The organism is Amycolatopsis sp. WGS_07 (assembly GCF_045278895.1).
In the GTDB taxonomy this organism is placed as follows: Bacteria; Actinomycetota; Actinomycetes; order Mycobacteriales; family Pseudonocardiaceae; genus Amycolatopsis.
In genome coordinates, this window is the sequence record NZ_CP136053.1 from 4,929,408 (window position 1) to 4,947,334 (window position 17,927).

A 17,927-nucleotide genomic window follows, 5' to 3' on the forward strand; every position below is an offset into this window, starting at 1 on the left:
CTCCCGGAGGGGACTCGGGGCTAGAGCACGGCGTCGGTCCAGGCCGGGCCGGGCTCTTCGGCTTCGTCGCGGACCACCGTGCCCTCGATGAGGCCGTACGGGCGGTCGGCGGCGTAGAACACCTCGTTGTGGTTCTCGAGGCCGAAGGGGCTTAGATCGACGAGGAAATGGTGCTTATTGGGCAAGGAGAACCGGATCTCGGCTACCTCCGGTCGCGCCCGCAGCACGGCTTCGCCCATCGCGTACAGGGTCTGCTGCAGCGAAAGACTGTGCTTGGTGGCGAACGTTTCCAGGAGCGTCCGCCGGATCTCCCGATGGCTCTTGGCCCAGTCGATCCCGGTGAATCCCTCATAGCGCCAGCGCGCGGTGACGGCGGTGGCGAGAATGCGGTCGTCGGTTTCGGCGAGGGTGGTGTACTCGTCCTTCGGGTAGCCGTGGAACTCGGACCCGGTGGACTTGAGCACGGTGAGACCGTCCACTCCGGACACCACCCAGGCGCGATCGCCCTGCACGGTGACGGTGGTGGTGCGGCGCTCGCCGCTGGAGCTGCTGAACGAGTGGTCGTGCGGCGCGCCGTCCACGGTGATGCGGTCCCATTCCCGCTCTTCGACGGAGATCCGCGCGCCGGTGATCTTCTCCTGCGTGTCCACGAAGCGCCTGCCGAGCCGGATCGCGAAGTCCTCGATCTCGCCGACGTCCTGCTGCTTGGCGAACGCGTACATGGTGTTCTTCTGCGTGTCGGTGGCCAGCACGGCGGAGTTGTCGCCGGTGAGGTGCGTGGCCGACAGGTCGCCGCGCAGGGCCGAGGACACCGTGAGGTCGCGCAGGTGGTGCACGCCGCCGGTGCGCCGGACGGTGACGAGGCGGACCTCGGCCTTGCCGTACTGGTTGGGGCCCAACGAGATTCCCATGTCAGCTCCCGCGGTAGGTGGAATAGGCGAACGGGCTCAGCAGCACCGGCACGTGGTGGTGCGAGGTGCCGTCGACGATCCGGAAGGCGATGGTGACCTCGGGGAAGAAGGCCTCCGGGCCCAGGTAGCTCCCGGTGTCGAAGATCAGCCGGTACACCCCGGGCACGAGCGTGTCCGGGCCGAGGTCGCGGATGCGGCCGTCGTCGTCGGTCACTCCTTCGGCCACCGGCGTGCCGTCTTGGCGCTCGAAGCGGACTGCGATCCCGGCCGCGGGCTTCCCGGTCGCGGTGTCAAGGACGTGGGTAGTCACGAGGCTCATGCTGTTACCGCTTTCGCGAGGCGCAGTTGCGCGATCTTGGCCAGCTCCGCGCCGGCGACGTCGAGTTCGGTCTCCGGGTCGTTGCCGAGCCGGGACCGCAGGTTCGCGAGCAGTTCTTCTCCGCTGCGGCCGCTGGCGCACACGAGGAAGACGTGCCCGAAGCGTTCTTCGTACTCGGCGTTGGCGGCGGCGAACTCGTCCGCGTTGTCCACTCCGGACTGCTCGGTTCGCGACCAGTCCGCGTCGCTGCCCTTGCTCGTCGGGCGTTCCCCGATCCTCGGGTGCGCGGCGATCGCGTCGCGGATCTCGTTGCGCCGCAACGGGGTCGCGCTGTCGGCGCTCTTGCTCAGCGCGGCGAAATCGGCGTACGGGCGGCCGGCGAGCACGGTGTCGACCCAGCGCGGCACGGCCAGGCAGGCGGTGAGCGTCGGCCGGAGTTCGGCGGCGGATGCGGAGTTGAACTCGGCGAGTGCGAGCGGCAACGGAATCTCCTCCGGGGAGGTGGTGTTCCGCTGACCGTACGGGCGGGCCGAGCGTGCGTCAACACTTTGTTGAATCGTCGCCCGAGCCTGTTTCAGTCGGCTTCCCGGTTGAGGTAGTTGTAGACCGTGAACCGCGTGACGCCCAGTTCCTCGGCGACGGCCGAAACCGATTTCCGCAGGTTGAAGGCCCCGCGCTCGCGCAGCAGGCGGACCGCGCGCTGTTTTTCCGGGCGGTCGAGTTCGCGGAGTTTCGAGCCGAGTTCGCGTTCCACGTCGGCGATCAATCGCGACAGCGCGCTGTTGAGTTCGACCGGCGGAACGGTGTCGGAATCGTCGGTCCGGCGCAGTTGCAGCGTCACCCGGGTGGCCCCGCCTTCGAGGGCGGCGCGGGCGATGGAGGGCAGCGCGGCGAACAGGTCGTCGGCGGGGCCGCGGGCCAGCGTGCCGAGCGGGCCGAAGTCGGTGTCGAGCCCGGCCGCGTCGGCGGCGTCGCGGGCGCGCACGGCGTGCTCCGGCGGTGCGCCCTCGCCGCGGAACGGCTCGCTGGTGAACTCGGCTTCCAACTCCACCCGGTGACCGTAACGTGGTAGGGACGGCGTTGACGAGCCGGGAAGGACGTGTCTAATCTCGGTGAGCGAAAGACTCTTTCCGTAACGTGGAACTGGAGGATGCCGTCGATGGACCTCGTGGTGCGGGCCGCGCGTGCGGTGACCCCGGCCGGTCCGGGACCGGCGACGATCGGCGTGCGGGACGGCCGGATCGTCGCGGTCGAGCCGGGCGTCGTGGACCTGCCGGGCACGCGGGTCGTCGACCTCGACGAGGACGAGGTGCTGCTGCCCGGTCTCGTGGACACGCACGTGCACGTCAACGACCCCGGCCGGGCCGAGTGGGAAGGCTTCGAGACCGCGACGCGCGCGGCGGCGGCCGGTGGCGTCACGACGATCGTGGACATGCCGCTCAACAGCCTGCCGCCGACGGTCGACGTGGCCGCGCTGGAGGTCAAGCGCAAGGCGGCGAGCGGCCGGGTGCATGTGGACGTCGGGTTCTGGGGCGGCGCGATTCCCGGCAACGAAGGGGATCTTCGCGGTCTGCACGACGAAGGTGTCTTCGGCTTCAAGTGTTTCCTGCTGCACTCCGGCGTCGACGAGTTCCCTCCGCTGGACGCGGCCGGCCTGGAATCCGCGCTGCGCGAGCTGAAATCGTTCGACGCGCAGATGATCGTGCACGCGGAGGATTCCGACGCGATCGACGCGGCGCCCGACCCGCACGGCGAGAAGTACCAGGACTTCCTCGGTTCCCGCCCGCGCGGCGCGGAAAACCTGGCCATCACGCACGTGATCGAAGCGGCCCGCCGCACCGGTGCCCGCGCGCACGTGCTGCATCTGTCCTCTTCGGACGCTTTGCCGCTGATTTCCAGCGCCCGTCGCGAAGGCGTCGCGCTGACGGTGGAGACCTGCCCGCACTACCTTTCGTTCATCGCGGAGGAAATCCGGGACGGGGCAACGCAATTCAAGTGCTGTCCGCCGATTCGCGAGGCAGCGAACCGGGAATTGCTGTGGCAGGGTCTTGCCGACGGCGTGATCGACACGATCGTCAGCGACCATTCGCCGTGCACTCCGGAGCTGAAACGCTTTGACACCGGCGATTTCGGTCTCGCCTGGGGCGGCATCTCCAGCCTCCAGCTCGGCCTGCCCGCGATCTGGACTCAGGCTCGGCAGCGCGGCTTCGGCCTTGCCGATGTCGTGCGCTGGATGGCCGAGCGTCCGGCCGCGCAGGTCGGGATGACGCGCAAAGGCAAACTGGAAGCAGGCTGTGACGCCGATTTCTGCATCTTCGCGCCGGACGAGGCCTTCGTCGTGGACGTCGCGAAGCTCGCCCACCGCAACCCGGTGAGCGCGTACGACCAGCGCCCGCTGGCCGGCGTCGTGCGCGGCACGTGGCTGCGCGGCGAGCCGGTGACCGGCGACCAGCCGAGGGGGACTCTGCTGACCCGGGGCAATTGCTGAAGAGATGGAGGAGCACGTGTCCGACCGTCCGGAGTGGACTACCCAGCCCGACCTGGCCTCGCGCCTGTTCGGGGGCACCGTGATGTGGGCGACCGACGAACTGTTCGCCGAAAAGGAAAACCTGGTCAACCCGTGGCGGCCGGCGCACCGCGCCGAAACGTTCGGCCCGAAAGGCCAGGTGTACGACGGCTGGGAGACCCGGCGGCACCGCGAACCCGGCGACGACCACGCCCTCGTCCGCCTCGGCCTCGGCGGCGTGGTGTCCGGGGTAGTGGTGGACACGGCGTTCTTCAAGGGCAACTACCCGCCGTACGTGTCCGTCGCCGCGACGTCCGTGCCCGGCTACCCGAGCGCGGCCGAACTGCAGGACGCGGACTGGGACGTCCTGGTCGACCACGAACCGGCGGTCGGCGACTCGGAGAACTACTACAAGGTGACGTCCCCGCGCCGCTACACCCACGTGCGCCTGACCCAGCACCCCGACGGCGGCGTCGCCCGGCTGCGCGTGCACGGCTCGCCGGTCCCCGACCCCGCGCTGCTGGACCCGCGCTCGCTCGACTTGGCAGCGCTGGAAAACGGCGCGGTCGTCACCGGATGCAGCGACATGTTCTATTCGTCGCCGAACAACATGCTCTCCCCGGGCCTCGCCGCGCACCAGGCGGAAGGCTGGGAAACCGCCCGCCGCCGCGACGACGGCAACGACTGGGCGACGGTCCGGCTGGCAGGCGCGGGTTTGGTCCGGTTCGTGGAGCTGGACACGAGCAACCTCAAGGGAAACGCGCCCGGCTGGGCCTCGGTGAGCGGCCGCCTGGACGAGGGCGAGTGGGCGGAACTGCTGCCGCGCACCAGGTTGCAACCCGACACCCGGCACCGGTTCGCCCTCGCCGACGACGGCCCCGAGGTGACCGAAATCCGCCTGGACATCTACCCCGACGGCGGCCTGGCCCGGCTGCGGCTGTTCGGCGAACTGAGCAAACGCGGCCGGGAAGCGGTGACGTCGCGGTTCGCCGAGACCTCCGGCTGAGTTCTCTGGAAGGGCCCCTCGCGACTCAAGGGGCCCTTCCTGGCTTTACTCCGCGGCGCTTCCTTCGGCGGCCGGGTCCGGGTGCTCCTTGCGCCATTCCTCGTCCGACGTCTTCCAGGCCTCGTCCGCCTGCATCTGGATGTCGGTGATCGCCTTGTCGAAGTTGACCGCGTCCTTGCCGACCCAGCCGACGGCGTTCTTGCTGCTCTTGGCGTCGGCGAGGCCCTTCAGGAACGGATAGATCTTCGGGTACTGCTGGAAGAACTTGTCCGGGCCCTTGACGATCTGGTCCCACACGTTGATCCCGCCGGTGTACTTCTGGACGGCGGGGATGTTGCAGACCGTGTTGAGCCAGCTTTCGTGCTTCTTCATCCAGCTGAATTCGTAAGGCTTGAACGGCGACTGCGGCGGGGCGGGCGGAGTGTGTTCGCCGTTGTTGCCCGGGGTGTTGTCGTGGTTGCCGCCGCCCGGGTTGTCCTCGTGCTGGTTGTTCCCGCCCGGGGTGTCCTCGTGCGGATTGTTGTTGCCCCCTGGGGTGTTCTCGTGGTTGGTGTTGTTGCCGGGCGGGTCCTCGTGATGGTTGTTGCCGCCAGGCGTGTCCTCGTGCGGGGTGTTGTTTCCACCGGGGGTGTCTTCGTGGTGGTTGTTGCCACCCGGAGTGTTCTCGTGGTTGGTGTTGTTGCCCGGCGGGTCCTCGTGGTGGTTGCTTCCGCCAGGGGAGTTGTCGTGGCCGGAGTTGCCGCCTGGCGTGTTGTCGTGGTTGCTTCCGCCTGGGGCGTCCTCGTGGTGCGTGGTGCCGCCCGGGGTGTCGTGCGGGCGGTTGGGCGGCGGGTTGAAGTGCTGGTCCGCGGCCAGCCAGGTGTCGAACGGATCGTCCTCGTGCGGCTGGTTGTTCGGCCGCTCCTCGTGCGGATTGTTGTTTCCGCCGGGAGTGTCTTCGTGCGGATTATTGTTGCCGCCAGGCGGATCCTCGTGGTGGTTGTTGCCACCGGGGGTGTCTTCGTGCGGGGTGTTGTTCCCGCCGGGGGTGTCTTCGTGGTGGTTGTTGCCGCCCGGGGTGTCTTCGTGCGGGGTGTTGTTCCCGCCTGGAGTGTCCTCGTGATGGTTGTTGCCACCAGGCGTGTCCTCATGCGGAGTGTTGTTCCCGCCGTGACCGCCGCTGCCCCCGCTGCCGCCACTCCCGCCGCTGCCCCCGCTCCCGCTGCTTCCCGGCCGGGGCGGAAGGTCCGTCATCTCGTGCGTGCTGCCGCCCCCGTGCGTGCTGCCGCCGCCCCGGTTCGGCTTGACCTTCTCCGCCAGCTGCGCCAGCCGGCTCGCCGTCCGCCCGCCGAGGCCGACGACCCTGGCGATCTTGGACGCCATCGTCAGCGCGAGCGAGATCCCGGACCGGATCACGTTGCCCACTCCGACCACGATCGACGCGCCGAACGTGAACGCCGCCATCGCGAGCGCGATCAGCATCGTCGCGATGACGTCGCCGAGGAACGTCGTGATCAGGTCGCGGATCAGCGAGCGCACCACGGAGACCAGGGCCATCGTCGTTTTGACCACGTAGCCCGCGGCGTCGACCGCGTGCCCGGCGCTGTCGATCTGGCCGCGCCGGTCGCCGATGTTCTTCTTGAACGCCTCGGCGCCTTCGCCCTGCCAGTTGGCGACCGTCTTCTGCAGCGTGGTGTCCAGGTCCTTCGCCGCGTTGCGCAGGTTCTCGGCGGTCTTGTGCAGTTCCTCGGCCATCTTGTTGATCGCCGCGGGGTCGCCCGCCAGCTTGTCGAGGCCCTCTTTGAGGAACGAGATGTGCTCGATCAGCCAGCCGAGCCCGGCCGCGATCAGCTTGCCGAACGGGTCCATGACGAACGCGGCGGTGTCCGCGACCGCGCCGACGATCGACACGCCGATCTCGACGCCGACCGCGGCCGCGTCGCCGCCGTGCAGGTGCTGGATCTCCTGGATCGACGAGACGACGCTGTGCCAGCTGTCCGCGACGCCCGCGCCGGTGGTGCTGTTCTTGTCGGTGATGGGTTCGACGCCGGTCATTTCACCTGCTCCGGCTTGAACTTGTCGAACGCCTTCGCGAGGTCCTGGTCGCCCTTGCTGTACTGCTCGCTGGCCTGGCGCGTCTTGTCCGCGCTGTCGGTCACGTCCTTCGCGACGCCGTGCAGATTGTCGGAGACGACCTTCAGCGCGATCCGCGCGGGAATGGCGAGCACCTGTGCGAGCACGACGCCGAACGCGTCGATGTCCCCGCCGTTGGCGTCGTCCACCGCCTTCGCGGAGTCGTTCACCGTGGGCACGGTGGTCTTGTCCAGATACTCGCTGAATTTGTGCAACTCGTCCGTATGGACGGTGAAGCCGTTCCCTGCCACCAACACTCCTTCGCCTGCCGCGATCGGGCCGCGCCGAGTAGAGCAGCGGCGGCTGAACCGGAGGCGACGTCCGTGCGGACGAAGGTTGAACGAGACGCCCTTCCTGCCCGAGCGTCCGGGCGGGGTTGCCCTGGCGGGTCAGCCCCGGGCGCTCGGCCGGTTCAGGTAGGCGGAGAAGGAGGACAGCAGCGCCGCGACGCCGACGATCGCGGTGACCCACCACGGGCCGCCGGTCACCAGGTTGAACACGAACGCCGCGGCCATCAGGACGGCGGCGATGATGTTCCTGATCTGCAGCCCGGAGGGTTTCGCCATGCCTCCACCTTCTCACGGCGGCCGCCGCCCGGCCTTGCCCGTCGCCTCCTAGGTTGCTAGCATTCTAGGCATGGCCGGTGAAGAGGTCAAACAATTCAACGTCTACCTGCCGGTCGAGCTGATCAAGCAGGTGAAGTACCGGGCGATCGAGACCGAGCAGTCGCTGTCCGCGCTGGTCACCGCGGCCTTGCGGGCCTATCTCGACGCTCCGCCCGAACCACGAGAGGACGGCTGAAATGAGCGAAGGCATCACCACGCTCTTCCTGGAGACGCACAACTGGGGCAAGACCGCGAAGTTCCTGCAGCGCATCGGTTTCACCCTCGACTTCGAGACCGATCACAACTCCGGCCAGCTCTCGAACGGCGACGGCGTGCCGGTGTTCGTGGCCGAGGTGCCCGAAAGCCAGGAGCCGCGGACGAGCGTGGTCGTGGCGGTGCCGGACGAATCGGTCGACGCGGAACTCGACGTCGTCGCCCCGTTCGAGGACACCCACTACGGCACGCGCGAGATGACCGTGCGGGATCCGGACGGGAGGATCTGGCAGCTGCGAGCCCCGAAGTGAGCGAGCCCGACCACACCGCGGTGCGCGTCGCGCTGTGGCGTGCGCTGCACGTGCTCGCCGACCCGCCGCCGCACGCGCTGTCCGACGAGATCGGCCTCCGGCTGGCGGACCCCGGTCCGGACTGGCGGTCCCGGCCGGACATGGACCTCGATTTCACCCGGCGGTTCCGCGCCGGAATCGCGCTGCGCAGCCGGTTTGTCGAGGATCTGGTGCGCGAACGCGGGGTCGAGCAGTACGTCCTGCTCGGCGCCGGGCTCGACACGTTCGCGCAGCGCGAGCCGGAGCTGGGCGTGCGGGTGTTCGAGATCGACCGGCCCGGCACGCAGGAGTGGAAGCGGGCACGGCTGGCCGAACTCGGGCTGCCCGCGCCGCACCGGTTCGTGCCGGTCGACTTCGAAGCCGGCGAGCAATGGCCGGAACGCTTGGCCGCCAACGGTTTCGAGCTGGCGAAACCCGCGGTCGTGGCGTCCACCGGAGTCAGCATGTACCTGACCCGCGAGGCCAACGCCGCGACGCTGCGCGCGCTCGCCGGGTTCGCGCCGGGCACCGTGGTGGCGATGACGTTCCAGCTGCCGGAGGAGTACCTCGACGAGCCCGACCGCGCGGCCCGGGCGGCGGCGATGAAGGGCGCGAAGGCGTCCGGGACGCCGTTCGTGAGCTTCTTCGCGCCGGACGAGATGCTGGATTTCGCGCGGGAGTGCGGTTTCCCGGACGTCGAGCACGTCAGCGCGGCCGAGCTGACCGAGCGCTATCTGCCCGGACGTTCGGACGGGCCGCAGACGTCGGGGGAGGAGTTCCTGGTCGCGACGGTCAGCTGAACTCGTTGTCGCTCTCGTAATAGTCGACGGGAAACCCTTCGGCGGTCAGGAAAGCGTGGAGCTGGGCAGCCAGGTCGTCTTTCTCCGCGCCCGCCTCCATCGTGGTCGTGACGGTGGCTTTCCACTCGCCGTAGACGGAGCGTCGCCACGGCCGGAGCGTCCAGGCCAGGTCGATGTGCCCGCCGGAGCGGAACGTCGCCGAGACGATGAGGTCCCGGTCGGCGTTGACCCAGCGTCGCTCGCCTTCCCAGCCGCGGAAGTCGAGACCGTCGAGGAAGCGCGCGAGGCCACGTCCGGTGACGTAGTTGGTGACGCCCTCCAGTCGCGCGTCGAGCCCAGGTGCCTGCGCGCGGACGGTAAAGAACAGCCGACGGTCCAGGTGATGGACGGCGGCACGCCGTTCGCCGAACCGCACCGAGACTGATTCGCCGCGGAACACGACTTCGAGATCGTCCAGCCGGGCCGTCTCGACCTCGGGGCGGTTCACGTTCACTAGCCAACCGTACCCAGGCCAGCACCCGGTTTACGGCGCTGTTTGCCGCCGCGAGCTGATCAACCCGGTATTGAACCCGGCGAGGTGCAGACCGCCGGCGAAGCGCGCATGCTCGATCTTCACGCAGCGGTTCATCACCACGTCCAGCCCCGCCTCGCGGGCCCGGTCCGCCGCCGGTTCGTGCCACAGCCCGAGCTGGAGCCACAGCGTCCGCGCGCCCGCCTCGATGACCTCCTCGGTGACGCCGGGGAGATCGTCGTGCTTGCGGAACACGCTCACCAGGTCCAGTTCGCCCGGGACGTCGGCAAGCGACGGGTACACCGGCCGCCCCAGCAGCGTGTCGAGGCGCGGGTTCACGAAGTTGACCTCGTACCGCGTCGAGGACAGCAGATACGTCGCGACGAAGTAGCTCGGCCGCGCCGGATTCGCCGACGCGCCCACGACCGTCACCGATTTCGTGCGGCCGAGCAGCCGCCGCCGTTCGACCGCGCCGACGTCGTAACTCACGCGTTCACCGCCTTGCCGAGGGCCTGGTCGAGGTCCCAGATGAGGTCTTCGACGTCCTCCAGCCCGACCGACAGCCGGATCAGGTCCGCGCCGACGCCAGCCGCGGCGAGCTGATCCTCGGACAGCTGCGCGTGCGTCGTCGAGGCGGGATGGATCACCAGCGTCCGCGCGTCGCCGACGTTCGCCAAGTGCGACAACAGTTCCACCGACTCCACGAACTTCTCGCCAGCCGCGCGCCCGCCCTTGACCCCGAACGAAAACACCGCTCCCGGCCCCTGCGGCAGATACCGCGCGGCCCGCTCGTGGTCCGGATGATCGGGCAGCCCCGCGTACGACACCCACGCGACCCGCGGGTCCGCGTTCAGGTACTCCGCGATCGCCCGCGCGTTGACGACGTGCGCGTCCATCCGCTGCGGCAGCGTTTCCACGCCCTGCAGCAGCAAAAACGCCGAATGCGGCGACAACACCGCGCCGATGTCGCGCAACTGCTCGGCGCGCAGCCGGGTGCAGAAGGCGTACTCGCCGAAGTTCTCCCAGTACTTGAGCCCGCCGTAACTGTCGACGGTCTCGGTCATCCGGGGGAACTTTCCGTTGCCCCAGTTGAAAGTCCCCGCCTCGACGACCACCCCGCCGAGCGTCGTGCCGTGCCCGCCGAGGAACTTCGTGGCCGAGTGCAGGACGATGTCCGCGCCGTGCTCGATCGGGCGGCAGAGGTACGGCGTGGCGAGCGTCGCGTCGACCACGAGCGGGATGTCGTGCGAATGCGCGAGATCAGCCAGCCCGGCGAGGTCCGCGATGCCGCCGCTGGGATTGCCGATGACCTCGGTGTAAATCAGCTTCGTGCGGTCGGTGACCGCTTCGGCGTACTTCTCGGTGTCGCCGTGCACGAACGTCGTCTCGACGCCGAACCGCGCGAGCGTCCCGGTGAGCTGCGTGACCGTCCCGCCGTACAACCCGGCGGCCGACACGATGTGATCGCCAGCCTCGGCGAGCGCCGAGAAGGTGAGGAACTCTGCCGCCTGCCCGCTGGCCGTCGCGACCCCGCCGATGGCCCCCTCGAGACTCGCGACCCGCTCCTCGAACGCCGCGACGGTCGGGTTGCCGATACGGCTGTAGACGTTCCCGTACTTCTGCAGCGCGAACAGATTGGCCGCGTCGGCCGCGTCCTCGAACACGAAGCTGGTCGTCTGGTAAATCGGCACCGCACGGGCCCCGGTAGTGGGGTCGGGAGTGCCGCCGGCGTGCAGGGCGCGGGTGCGGAAGCCCCAGGTACGTTCGCTCATCGAGCGCCACGCTAACTCAGCTTCGGGGGCGGCGGCCATTCCTCCCGAAGAGTGACCCGGCGGGAGCGCCAGACCACCGCGAGCGCCGGATCCCCGGTTGAGCTGGGCTCGATCCGCTCGACCGCGAAGCCCTCTCGCTCGTAGAACGCCCCGGCCCGCTCGTTGGCGGCGAAATGTTCGATGCGCAGGACGCCGACGTCCGGCGGGAGCTGCCGGGCGAGGGCGTCGAGCAGTCGCGGGCCGAGTCCGTAGCCGCGGTGCTCCGGATGCAGGTAGAGCTTGTAGATGACATGGTCCGGTCCGCGCTGCCCGACCCCGACGACCTGCCCGTCGGCTTCGGCGACGACGACTCGCTCGTCGGCCACGGCCGCGGAGATGTGCGCTTCGTTCCACCAATGGCGGACTTGGCGCTGTGCGGCCGCTTCGCCGATCAGAGGGGTGTAATGCGGCGGGATGTGAATCTCGCCGAAACGGCAGATCGCCGCGACGTCGCCCGGCCCAGCCGGGCGTATCCGGGCCTCCGGCAGGGTTCCCCTCACGACACGTCGTCCCGCTTCCGCCACACACTCACCGAAACAGCAAGCGTCACCTCTCGCCCCTCCACCCCCGCAAGCCGCTCCCGCCGCCCGTCCCGGTCCAGGTGGAACCCGGCCGGCCCCATCGCCACCACATCCCGCACCTGCTCCGCGCTGAACGCCTGCGTCCGGACCACCTCCACCCCAGACTCCCGGGCGAACAACCCGCCCAGCGAAGCCTCGAGCCGCTCTTCCTTCCGCGAGTCCACCGCGAGCACCAGATCCCCCAGCTCAGACAGATGCCCCGGCAACGGCGACGCCACCACCAGCTTCCCGCCCGGCTCCAGCACCCGGTGGAACTCCGAAGCGTTCCGCGGCGAGAACACGTCCAGCACCACCGAAGCCACCCCGTCGCCCACCGGCCACGGCTCCCACAGGTTCCACACCGCCGCCCCCAGCCGCGAATGCGCCCGCGCCGCCCGTCGCAACGCGATCGCGGACACGTCCAGCGCCAGCCCCACCGCGTCCGGCGAGTCGTCCAGCACCCGCGAGAGGTAATAGCCCGGCCCGGCACCGGCGTCGATGATCAGCCCAGCGCCAGAACCGGCGAAAGCGACCGCGTCGGCCAGCGGCGCGTAAGCCCCGGAGGACAAGAACGCCGCCCGCGCGTCCACCATCGGCGCGGTGTCGGCCGTCCCCGCCGGGATGCGCGCGTGCAGGAGATTGACGTAACCCTGCCGGGCCAGGTCGAACGCATGCCGCCGTGCGCAGCGCAGCGTCCGGCCGGTCAGCGAGACCGGCTCCGCGCACACCGAACAGCGCAGCGCTTCGATCACCCGATCAGGCAAAGACATGGACCGTATTCGACCACGAGGTTGCCTGACCGGACATTTCGCCCCATGATCGCGGAAACGTTCCCGTAACAACCAGCGCACCGGAGTTCACGCGGGGGAAACGTGAACCGAAGCCCCGCGAAACACCCGCGCCCAACACTTCCTCTGCAGTTGCCCACGGCACGGGAGGACGATTGTGCTGAACGCCGGAGATACCGCCTGGGTGCTGATCAGCGCCGCGCTGGTCATGCTCATGACCCCAGGCCTCGCGTTCTTCTACGGCGGCATGGTCCGCGCGAAGAGCGTTTTGAACATGTTGATGATGAACTTCATCGCACTCGCGATAGTCGGGGTGCTGTGGGTGCTCTTCGGGTTCTCGCTGTCCTTCGGCGACGACGCATTCGGCGGCCTGGTCGGGAACTTCGACTACGCCGGCCTGTCGGACGCGTTCGGCAAGCTCGTCGGTCTCGCGAGCGAAGGCCCGCCCGCGGTGCCTTGGCCGGGGCCGGACGCATTGCCGCTGCTCGCGTTCTGCATGTTCCAGCTGATGTTCGCGATCATCACCCCGGCGCTGATTTCCGGCGCCATCGCGGATCGCGCGAAATTCTGGGGCTGGACGCTTTTCGTGGCGATCTGGGTGACCGTCGTGTACTTCCCGGTCGCGCACTGGGTCTTCTCGTTCGACGGATTCACCGGCAAGGACGCGGTGGGCGGCTGGATCGCCAACCAGCTGAAGGCGCTCGACTTCGCGGGCGGCACGGCGGTGCACATCAACGCCGGCGCCGCGGGTCTCGCCCTCGCGCTGGTACTCGGCAAGCGCAAGGGCTGGCCGAAGGACACCGGACGGCCGCACAACGTCCCGTTCGTGCTGCTCGGCGCGTCGCTGCTGTGGTTCGGCTGGTACGGCTTCAACGCCGGGTCGGCGCTCGGCGCGAACGACCTCGCGGGCGTCGCGTTCACCAACACCACCGTCGCCACCGCGGCCGCCGTGCTCGGCTGGCTGATCGTGGAGCAGCTGAAGTTCGGCAAGCCGACCACGCTCGGCGCGGCGTCCGGCGCGGTGGCCGGGCTGGTCGCGATCACGCCCGCCTGCGGTTTCGTGACCCCGCTCGGCTCGATCGCGATCGGCGTGATCGCCGGGGTGCTGTGCGCGCTGGCCATCTCGCTGAAGTTCCGCTTCGGCTTCGACGACTCCCTCGACGTCGTCGGCGTGCACCTGGTCGGCGGCCTCGTCGGCACCGTGCTGATCGGATTCTTCGCCACCACCAGCGTGAACTCGGCGGGCGCGGACGGCCTCTTCTACGGCGGCGGGTTCAAGCAGCTGGGCATCCAGGCGGTCGCCGCGCTCGCGGTGCTGGGCTACTCCTTCGTCATGACGTTGATCATCGGCTTCGCGATCAAGAAGGCGGGCGGGTTCCGCGTCAGCGCCGAACACGAGGTCAGCGGCATCGACGAGGGCCAGCACGCGGAGAGCGCCTACGACTTCACCGGCATGGGCGGCCTCGGCCACTCGGCGACGTTCCCGGTCAAGCCCGTCACGAAACTCGAGGAGAGCAAGGCATGAAGCTCATCACCGCGATCGTCAAGCCGTTCACCCTCGACGACGTCCGCTCCGGGCTGGAGCAGCTGGGCGTGCTCGGCATGACGGTGAGCGAGGTACAGGGCTACGGCAGGCAGAAGGGCCACACCGAGGTCTACCGGGGAGCCGAGTACTCGGTGGATTTCGTGGCCAAGCTGAAGATCGAGGTCGTGGCGGACGACGCCGTCGTGGAGAAGGTCCTCGACGCGGTCACCACCGCCGCGCACACCGGCAAGATCGGCGACGGGAAGGTCTGGGTGACGCCAGTGGAGACCGTGATCCGGGTCCGCACCGGCGAACGCGGCACGGACGCGCTGTAGCCGATGACCGACGGGGGAGAACTAGCCCGAGCCACGGCACTGCTGCTCGAAGGCCGGCACGGGGCACCCGCATTGCGGACGTCCTTGGTCGATCTGTACGAGTTCTGGCTCGGGAAGGGAGCAGCGGCGGCCGGCGTCGACACCTCGGACCCAGGTGTCGCGCTGGTCGCCGTCGGGGGGTTGGGGCGGCGCGAGCTGGTGCCGTACTCCGATCTCGATTTATTGTTGCTGCACAACGGAAACAGTCAGATCGGGGAGATCGCCGACGCGCTGTGGTACCCGCTGTGGGACGCGCGGGTCGGCCTCGACCATTCGGTCCGCACTCCCGGCGAGGCCCTGAAAGTCGCGGCGGACGACCTGCGCACCGCGCTCGGTCTCCTCGACGCCCGGCACCTGGCCGGCGACCCGGGACTCGCCGAACGGCTCGCGGCCGCCGCGCGCGACCAGTGGCGGCGCACCGCCCGCAAACGCTTGCCCGAGCTGGCCGAATCCGTCCACACGCGGTGGCGGCGCAGCGGCGAGATCGCCCAATCCGCCGAGCCGGACCTCAAACACGGCCGCGGCGGCCTCCGCGACTTCGGCATCCTGGAAGCCCTCGCGGCAGCCCAGCTCACCGCACGGCCGGGCGAAGAACTGTTGGCAGCCAAGCAACTCCTGCTCGACGTCCGCACCGAACTGCGCCGGGAAGTGCGCCGCGAACGAGACATCCTCGGTGCCGCGGACGCCGACGTCGTAGCGCACGAGCTGGAGCTAGGCGATCGGTTCACGTTGGCGCGCAAGCTTTCCGGCGCGGGCCGGACCATCGCGTACGCCGTCGACGTCGCCCTTCGGTCCACTGTGGAGCAACCACGGCCCCGCTTCGGCCGGCGTCCAGTCCGACGCCCGCTGGCCGAGGGCGTCGTGCTGCACGGCGACGAGGTGGCGCTGGCCCGCGACGCACTGCCCGCAAAGGACCCAGCGTTGCTGCTCCGCGCGGCCGCCGCGTCCGCGCGCACCAGAAAACCCATCTCGCCAGGCACTTTGCGGACGCTCGCGGACTCCGCGCCCGAACTGCGCGAGCCGTGGCCGGACGACGCCCGCAACGCCCTCGTCGAGTTGCTGGGCGCGGGGGAGGGGCTGGTCGACGCGGTCGAGGCACTGGACCGCACCGGCTTGTGGTCCCGCCTGTTCCCGGAATGGGGCGCCGTGCGAGACCTTCCGCCGCGGTCGCCCGTACACCAGTGGACAGTCGACCGGCACCTCGTCCAGGCGTGCGTCGAAGCAGCGAAGCTGACCACCACCGTGTCGCGGCCAGACCTGCTGCTGATCGGCGCGCTGCTGCACGACATCGGCAAGGGCCGCGAGGTCGACCACTCCGAACTGGGCGCGAAAATCTCGGCTTCGGTGGCGCAACGGCTGGGCCTGCCGCCCGCGGACGTCGCGACGGTCTCCGCCATGGTCCGGCACCACCTGCTGCTCCCGCACACCGCGACCCGCCGCGACATCGGCGACCCGGCGACCATCTCGCGCGTGGTGAAAACGCTGGACCGCGACGTCGTCCTGCTGGAACTCCTGCACGCGCTCACCCGCGCTGATTCGCTGGCCACCGGGCCCGGCGTGTGGACCGACTGGAAGGACCGGCTGCTCGCCGAACTCGTCAGCGGCTGCGAGGAAGCGGTGCACGGCAAGGGTTTCACCCCGCCCGAGCCGTTGGACGACGACCAGCGCGAGCTGGTCGCCGAGGCCGCGCGGACCGGAGCCGGCCAGATCCGCATCTCCTCGCACGGCAAGGTCGTCACAGTGCTGCTGGCCGTGCCCGCGGGCCGCGAACTGCTGGCTCCCGCCGCCGGGGTCTTGGCGCTGAACTCGCTGGAGGTCCATTCGGCGGTCCTGCGCGACGGACGCGCGGGCGTCTTCACCGCGTCGCCGAAGTTCGGCTCGCTGCCGGATTCCGCGCTGTTGCGGGAACAGTTCGCCCGAGCCGTGGCCGGGACGATGCCGCTCACGCAACGGCTGGCCGCGAAGGAACGCGACTACGCCACCGCGTCGCCGGTCGTGGTCAAGCCGGTGGTGCGGTGGTTCGACGACGAAACAAGCGGCCCGGACGCGGTCGTGCTCGAACTGCGCGCCCCGGACCGCATCGGCCTGCTGTTCCGCGTGGCGAGCGCCCTGCGCCGCGCCGAGGCCGACGTCCATTGGGCGAAGGCGGCGACCCTCGGCGGCGCCGTGGTCGACTCCTTCGCCCTGTCCCCGCGGTCCGGTCACCTCACCCCGCAGTGGCGGACCACCGTGACCGACGCCGTCCTGGCCGCCGTCTCCTGACCGTCCGTGAAGGACTCCTTGATTCCCGCAAGGAGTCCTTCACGGACCGCTGGCCAGGCACAGCGGGCCGCATTGCGCCATCCGGGCTCACCCGTCCGGGGTGTCGGGGATGCGAGGGCCGGTTCCGGTGGCAGGATGGCAGGTCCGACCCAGGGGGCGAGGTGAACGCGGTGCGAGGTCAGGAGAACCTGCCGGAGCTTTCGCTGCCCCCGACAGTCGTCGCCGGACACCTCCGCACCTGCGCCGAAGAACTTTCCGCCCTGCTGCGCGGCGACGGATCCGCGGCCACCCTCGGCGAACTGTCCGACGTCGTCACTCAGCTCGTCGCCGGACAGCACGCGCTTTCCCACGCGCTCGCCGGTCTCGCCAGGCGCATGGACGTCCGCAACCCCGCGCTCGCCGCCGTCTCGCCGTCCGAGGTCGAGGTGCTCACCGAAGTCCTCCAGGCCGCCGCGTGCGCGGTGAGCTGCTCGGCCGAAGAACTCGCCGACGCGGAACCGCTTTTCGAGTTCACGAGCGAGTCCGCGGGTCCCGACACTCGCGTTTGAGTAGTCCTACTCAGTCCCGATTGAGGGACTTCACGCTGCCGTGCGCCCGGTCCCGGCAGGCAGACTTCTCCCCAACGCCGGGTGGTCGAGGGGGAACCGCTCCGCGTGCCCGCGGCGGAAGGCTCCCGGGGAGGTGAGTCCTTCCGCCACGGTTCCGGGGACGGCCGTGGGGAGCGGCCGCCCCGGAACTCCCGGGCCTCAGGAATCCGCGATCCGCGTCAGCAGTCCGGCCGCGAGCCGGAGCAGCTCCTGTTCGGTCGGGCTGAGCGTCCGTTCGAGAGCCGAGGCCAGCCAGGCCTCCCGCGCGGCCGAACAGTCGCGCAGCGTCCGCAGCCCTGCCGGGGTGATGTCGATCAGCGACCGCCGCCCGTCCGCCGGATCCGCGGTGCGCGTGATCAGCTCGCGTTCGGCCAGCGAAGCCAGGACCCGCGTGAGCGACTGCGGATGCATCCGCTCGGCCTCGGCCAGCTCGCCCGGCGTGTGCGTGCCGCCCTGGTGCAGCCGCGACAGCACCGCCAGCGCGGCGGGCCCGGGAGCGGGCGCGTCCGCCTCGGCGCGCATCCGCCAGTTCAGCCGCCCGACGCCCTCGCGCACCGCCCGGGCCAGCGTCGCCAGGTCGTCGGCGGGTTCGGTCTGCATACGGCCAGATTAGGCGGCTTCCCCGCGCGCCCGTCCCCGCCGGTTCGGCGAGCGTCGGACGCCGGGCAGTAGCCAATGTCATACGCCTGGGTTTACGGAATTCCGGAG

The 17,927-nt window shown here is 69.8% G+C and carries 22 protein-coding genes; 9 read left to right on the plus strand and 13 right to left on the minus strand.

The window, feature by feature from the left end:
- Positions 1–20: 20 nt before the first annotated feature.
- The 4 genes from pucL to RPX00_RS23315 form a co-directional block, all read right to left on the minus strand.
- Positions 21–911, minus strand: a complete 891-nt coding sequence (gene pucL, locus RPX00_RS23300) for a factor-independent urate hydroxylase (RefSeq protein ID WP_406642424.1) — start codon at positions 909–911, stop codon at positions 21–23.
- 1 nt (position 912) lies between these two features.
- Positions 913–1,230, minus strand: coding sequence for a hydroxyisourate hydrolase (gene uraH, locus RPX00_RS23305; protein WP_406642426.1), 318 nt, complete (start codon positions 1,228–1,230; stop codon positions 913–915).
- On the minus strand, positions 1,227–1,712 hold the full coding sequence (gene uraD / locus RPX00_RS23310) for a 2-oxo-4-hydroxy-4-carboxy-5-ureidoimidazoline decarboxylase (protein ID WP_406642427.1): 486 nt from the start codon (positions 1,710–1,712) through the stop codon (positions 1,227–1,229). The genes uraH and uraD overlap by 4 nt, the downstream gene beginning before the upstream one ends.
- A 92-nt stretch (positions 1,713–1,804) precedes the next feature.
- Positions 1,805–2,281, minus strand: coding sequence for a helix-turn-helix domain-containing protein (locus RPX00_RS23315; RefSeq protein WP_406642429.1), 477 nt, complete (start codon positions 2,279–2,281; stop codon positions 1,805–1,807).
- 108 nt (positions 2,282–2,389) lie between these two features.
- On the opposite strand from RPX00_RS23315, the gene allB reads away from it, so the two are divergent.
- A complete protein-coding gene (gene allB, locus RPX00_RS23320) occupies positions 2,390–3,718 on the plus strand; it encodes an allantoinase AllB (protein WP_406642431.1) in 1,329 nt (442 codons plus the stop codon).
- A 4-nt stretch (positions 3,719–3,722) separates the two neighbouring features.
- On the plus strand, positions 3,723–4,742 hold the full coding sequence (alc, locus tag RPX00_RS23325; RefSeq protein ID WP_406642433.1) for an allantoicase: 1,020 nt from the start codon (positions 3,723–3,725) through the stop codon (positions 4,740–4,742).
- Between the two features lie 45 nt (positions 4,743–4,787).
- Here the strand turns inward: alc and RPX00_RS23330 are convergent, their stop codons facing one another.
- The 3 genes from RPX00_RS23330 to RPX00_RS23340 all read right to left on the minus strand — a co-directional run bounded on the left by RPX00_RS23330 (position 4,788) and on the right by RPX00_RS23340 (position 7,420).
- On the minus strand, positions 4,788–6,776 hold the full coding sequence (locus RPX00_RS23330) for a hypothetical protein (RefSeq protein WP_406642435.1): 1,989 nt from the start codon (positions 6,774–6,776) through the stop codon (positions 4,788–4,790).
- Positions 6,773–7,105 carry a type VII secretion target gene (locus RPX00_RS23335; RefSeq protein ID WP_370939475.1) on the minus strand — a complete coding sequence of 111 codons (333 nt, stop codon included), beginning with the start codon at positions 7,103–7,105 and terminating at the stop codon, positions 6,773–6,775. The genes RPX00_RS23330 and RPX00_RS23335 overlap by 4 nt, the downstream gene beginning before the upstream one ends.
- Before the next feature lie 138 nt (positions 7,106–7,243).
- A complete protein-coding gene (locus tag RPX00_RS23340) occupies positions 7,244–7,420 on the minus strand; it encodes a hypothetical protein (RefSeq protein ID WP_167441866.1) in 177 nt (58 codons plus the stop codon).
- A gap of 70 nt (positions 7,421–7,490) precedes the next feature.
- Here RPX00_RS23340 and RPX00_RS23345 point away from each other — a divergent pair, with 70 nt between their 5' ends.
- The 3 genes from RPX00_RS23345 to RPX00_RS23355 are packed head-to-tail and all read left to right on the plus strand — an operon-like array spanning position 7,491 to position 8,801.
- Positions 7,491–7,655, plus strand: a complete 165-nt coding sequence (locus RPX00_RS23345) for a ribbon-helix-helix protein, CopG family (protein ID WP_406642437.1) — start codon at positions 7,491–7,493, stop codon at positions 7,653–7,655.
- A 1-nt stretch (position 7,656) separates the two neighbouring features.
- Complete coding sequence (locus RPX00_RS23350; protein WP_406642439.1) at positions 7,657–7,983, plus strand: VOC family protein; 327 nt, start codon at positions 7,657–7,659, stop codon at positions 7,981–7,983.
- Positions 7,980–8,801: a class I SAM-dependent methyltransferase gene (locus RPX00_RS23355; protein ID WP_406642440.1), complete on the plus strand. Its 822-nt coding sequence runs from the start codon at positions 7,980–7,982 to the stop codon at positions 8,799–8,801. The genes RPX00_RS23350 and RPX00_RS23355 overlap by 4 nt, the downstream gene beginning before the upstream one ends.
- Here the strand turns inward: RPX00_RS23355 and RPX00_RS23360 are convergent.
- The 5 genes from RPX00_RS23360 to RPX00_RS23380 are packed head-to-tail and all read right to left on the minus strand — an operon-like array spanning position 8,794 to position 12,453.
- On the minus strand, positions 8,794–9,294 hold the full coding sequence (locus RPX00_RS23360; RefSeq protein WP_406642442.1) for a DUF6228 family protein: 501 nt from the start codon (positions 9,292–9,294) through the stop codon (positions 8,794–8,796). The genes RPX00_RS23355 and RPX00_RS23360 overlap by 8 nt on opposite strands.
- A 30-nt stretch (positions 9,295–9,324) precedes the next feature.
- Positions 9,325–9,801, minus strand: coding sequence for a CoA-binding protein (locus tag RPX00_RS23365; protein WP_406642444.1), 477 nt, complete (start codon positions 9,799–9,801; stop codon positions 9,325–9,327).
- On the minus strand, positions 9,798–11,084 hold the full coding sequence (locus tag RPX00_RS23370; protein WP_406642447.1) for an O-acetylhomoserine aminocarboxypropyltransferase/cysteine synthase family protein: 1,287 nt from the start codon (positions 11,082–11,084) through the stop codon (positions 9,798–9,800). The genes RPX00_RS23365 and RPX00_RS23370 overlap by 4 nt, the downstream gene beginning before the upstream one ends.
- An 11-nt stretch (positions 11,085–11,095) precedes the next feature.
- Entirely contained in the window at positions 11,096–11,623 is a 528-nt protein-coding gene (locus RPX00_RS23375) for an N-acetyltransferase family protein (protein WP_406642449.1), read from the minus strand.
- Positions 11,620–12,453, minus strand: a complete 834-nt coding sequence (locus RPX00_RS23380) for a putative RNA methyltransferase (RefSeq protein WP_406642451.1) — start codon at positions 12,451–12,453, stop codon at positions 11,620–11,622. Before RPX00_RS23380 ends, RPX00_RS23375 begins: the two co-directional genes overlap by 4 nt.
- A 175-nt stretch (positions 12,454–12,628) precedes the next feature.
- Between RPX00_RS23380 and RPX00_RS23385 the strand changes: the two genes are divergently transcribed.
- From RPX00_RS23385 to RPX00_RS23400, 4 genes are all read left to right on the plus strand, one after another.
- A complete protein-coding gene (locus tag RPX00_RS23385; RefSeq protein ID WP_406642453.1) occupies positions 12,629–13,996 on the plus strand; it encodes an ammonium transporter in 1,368 nt (455 codons plus the stop codon).
- Positions 13,993–14,331: a P-II family nitrogen regulator gene (locus RPX00_RS23390; protein WP_406642455.1), complete on the plus strand. Its 339-nt coding sequence runs from the start codon at positions 13,993–13,995 to the stop codon at positions 14,329–14,331. The genes RPX00_RS23385 and RPX00_RS23390 overlap by 4 nt, the downstream gene beginning before the upstream one ends.
- Before the next feature lie 3 nt (positions 14,332–14,334).
- Positions 14,335–16,632, plus strand: a complete 2,298-nt coding sequence (locus RPX00_RS23395) for a [protein-PII] uridylyltransferase (protein ID WP_406642456.1) — start codon at positions 14,335–14,337, stop codon at positions 16,630–16,632.
- A gap of 170 nt (positions 16,633–16,802) precedes the next feature.
- Positions 16,803–17,180, plus strand: a complete 378-nt coding sequence (locus tag RPX00_RS23400; RefSeq protein ID WP_406642457.1) for a hypothetical protein — start codon at positions 16,803–16,805, stop codon at positions 17,178–17,180.
- Positions 17,181–17,378: 198 nt separating this feature from the next.
- Here the strand turns inward: RPX00_RS23400 and RPX00_RS23405 are convergent, their stop codons facing one another.
- A complete protein-coding gene (locus RPX00_RS23405) occupies positions 17,379–17,819 on the minus strand; it encodes a MarR family winged helix-turn-helix transcriptional regulator (protein ID WP_406642459.1) in 441 nt (146 codons plus the stop codon).
- Between the last annotated feature and the right edge of the window lie 108 nt (positions 17,820–17,927).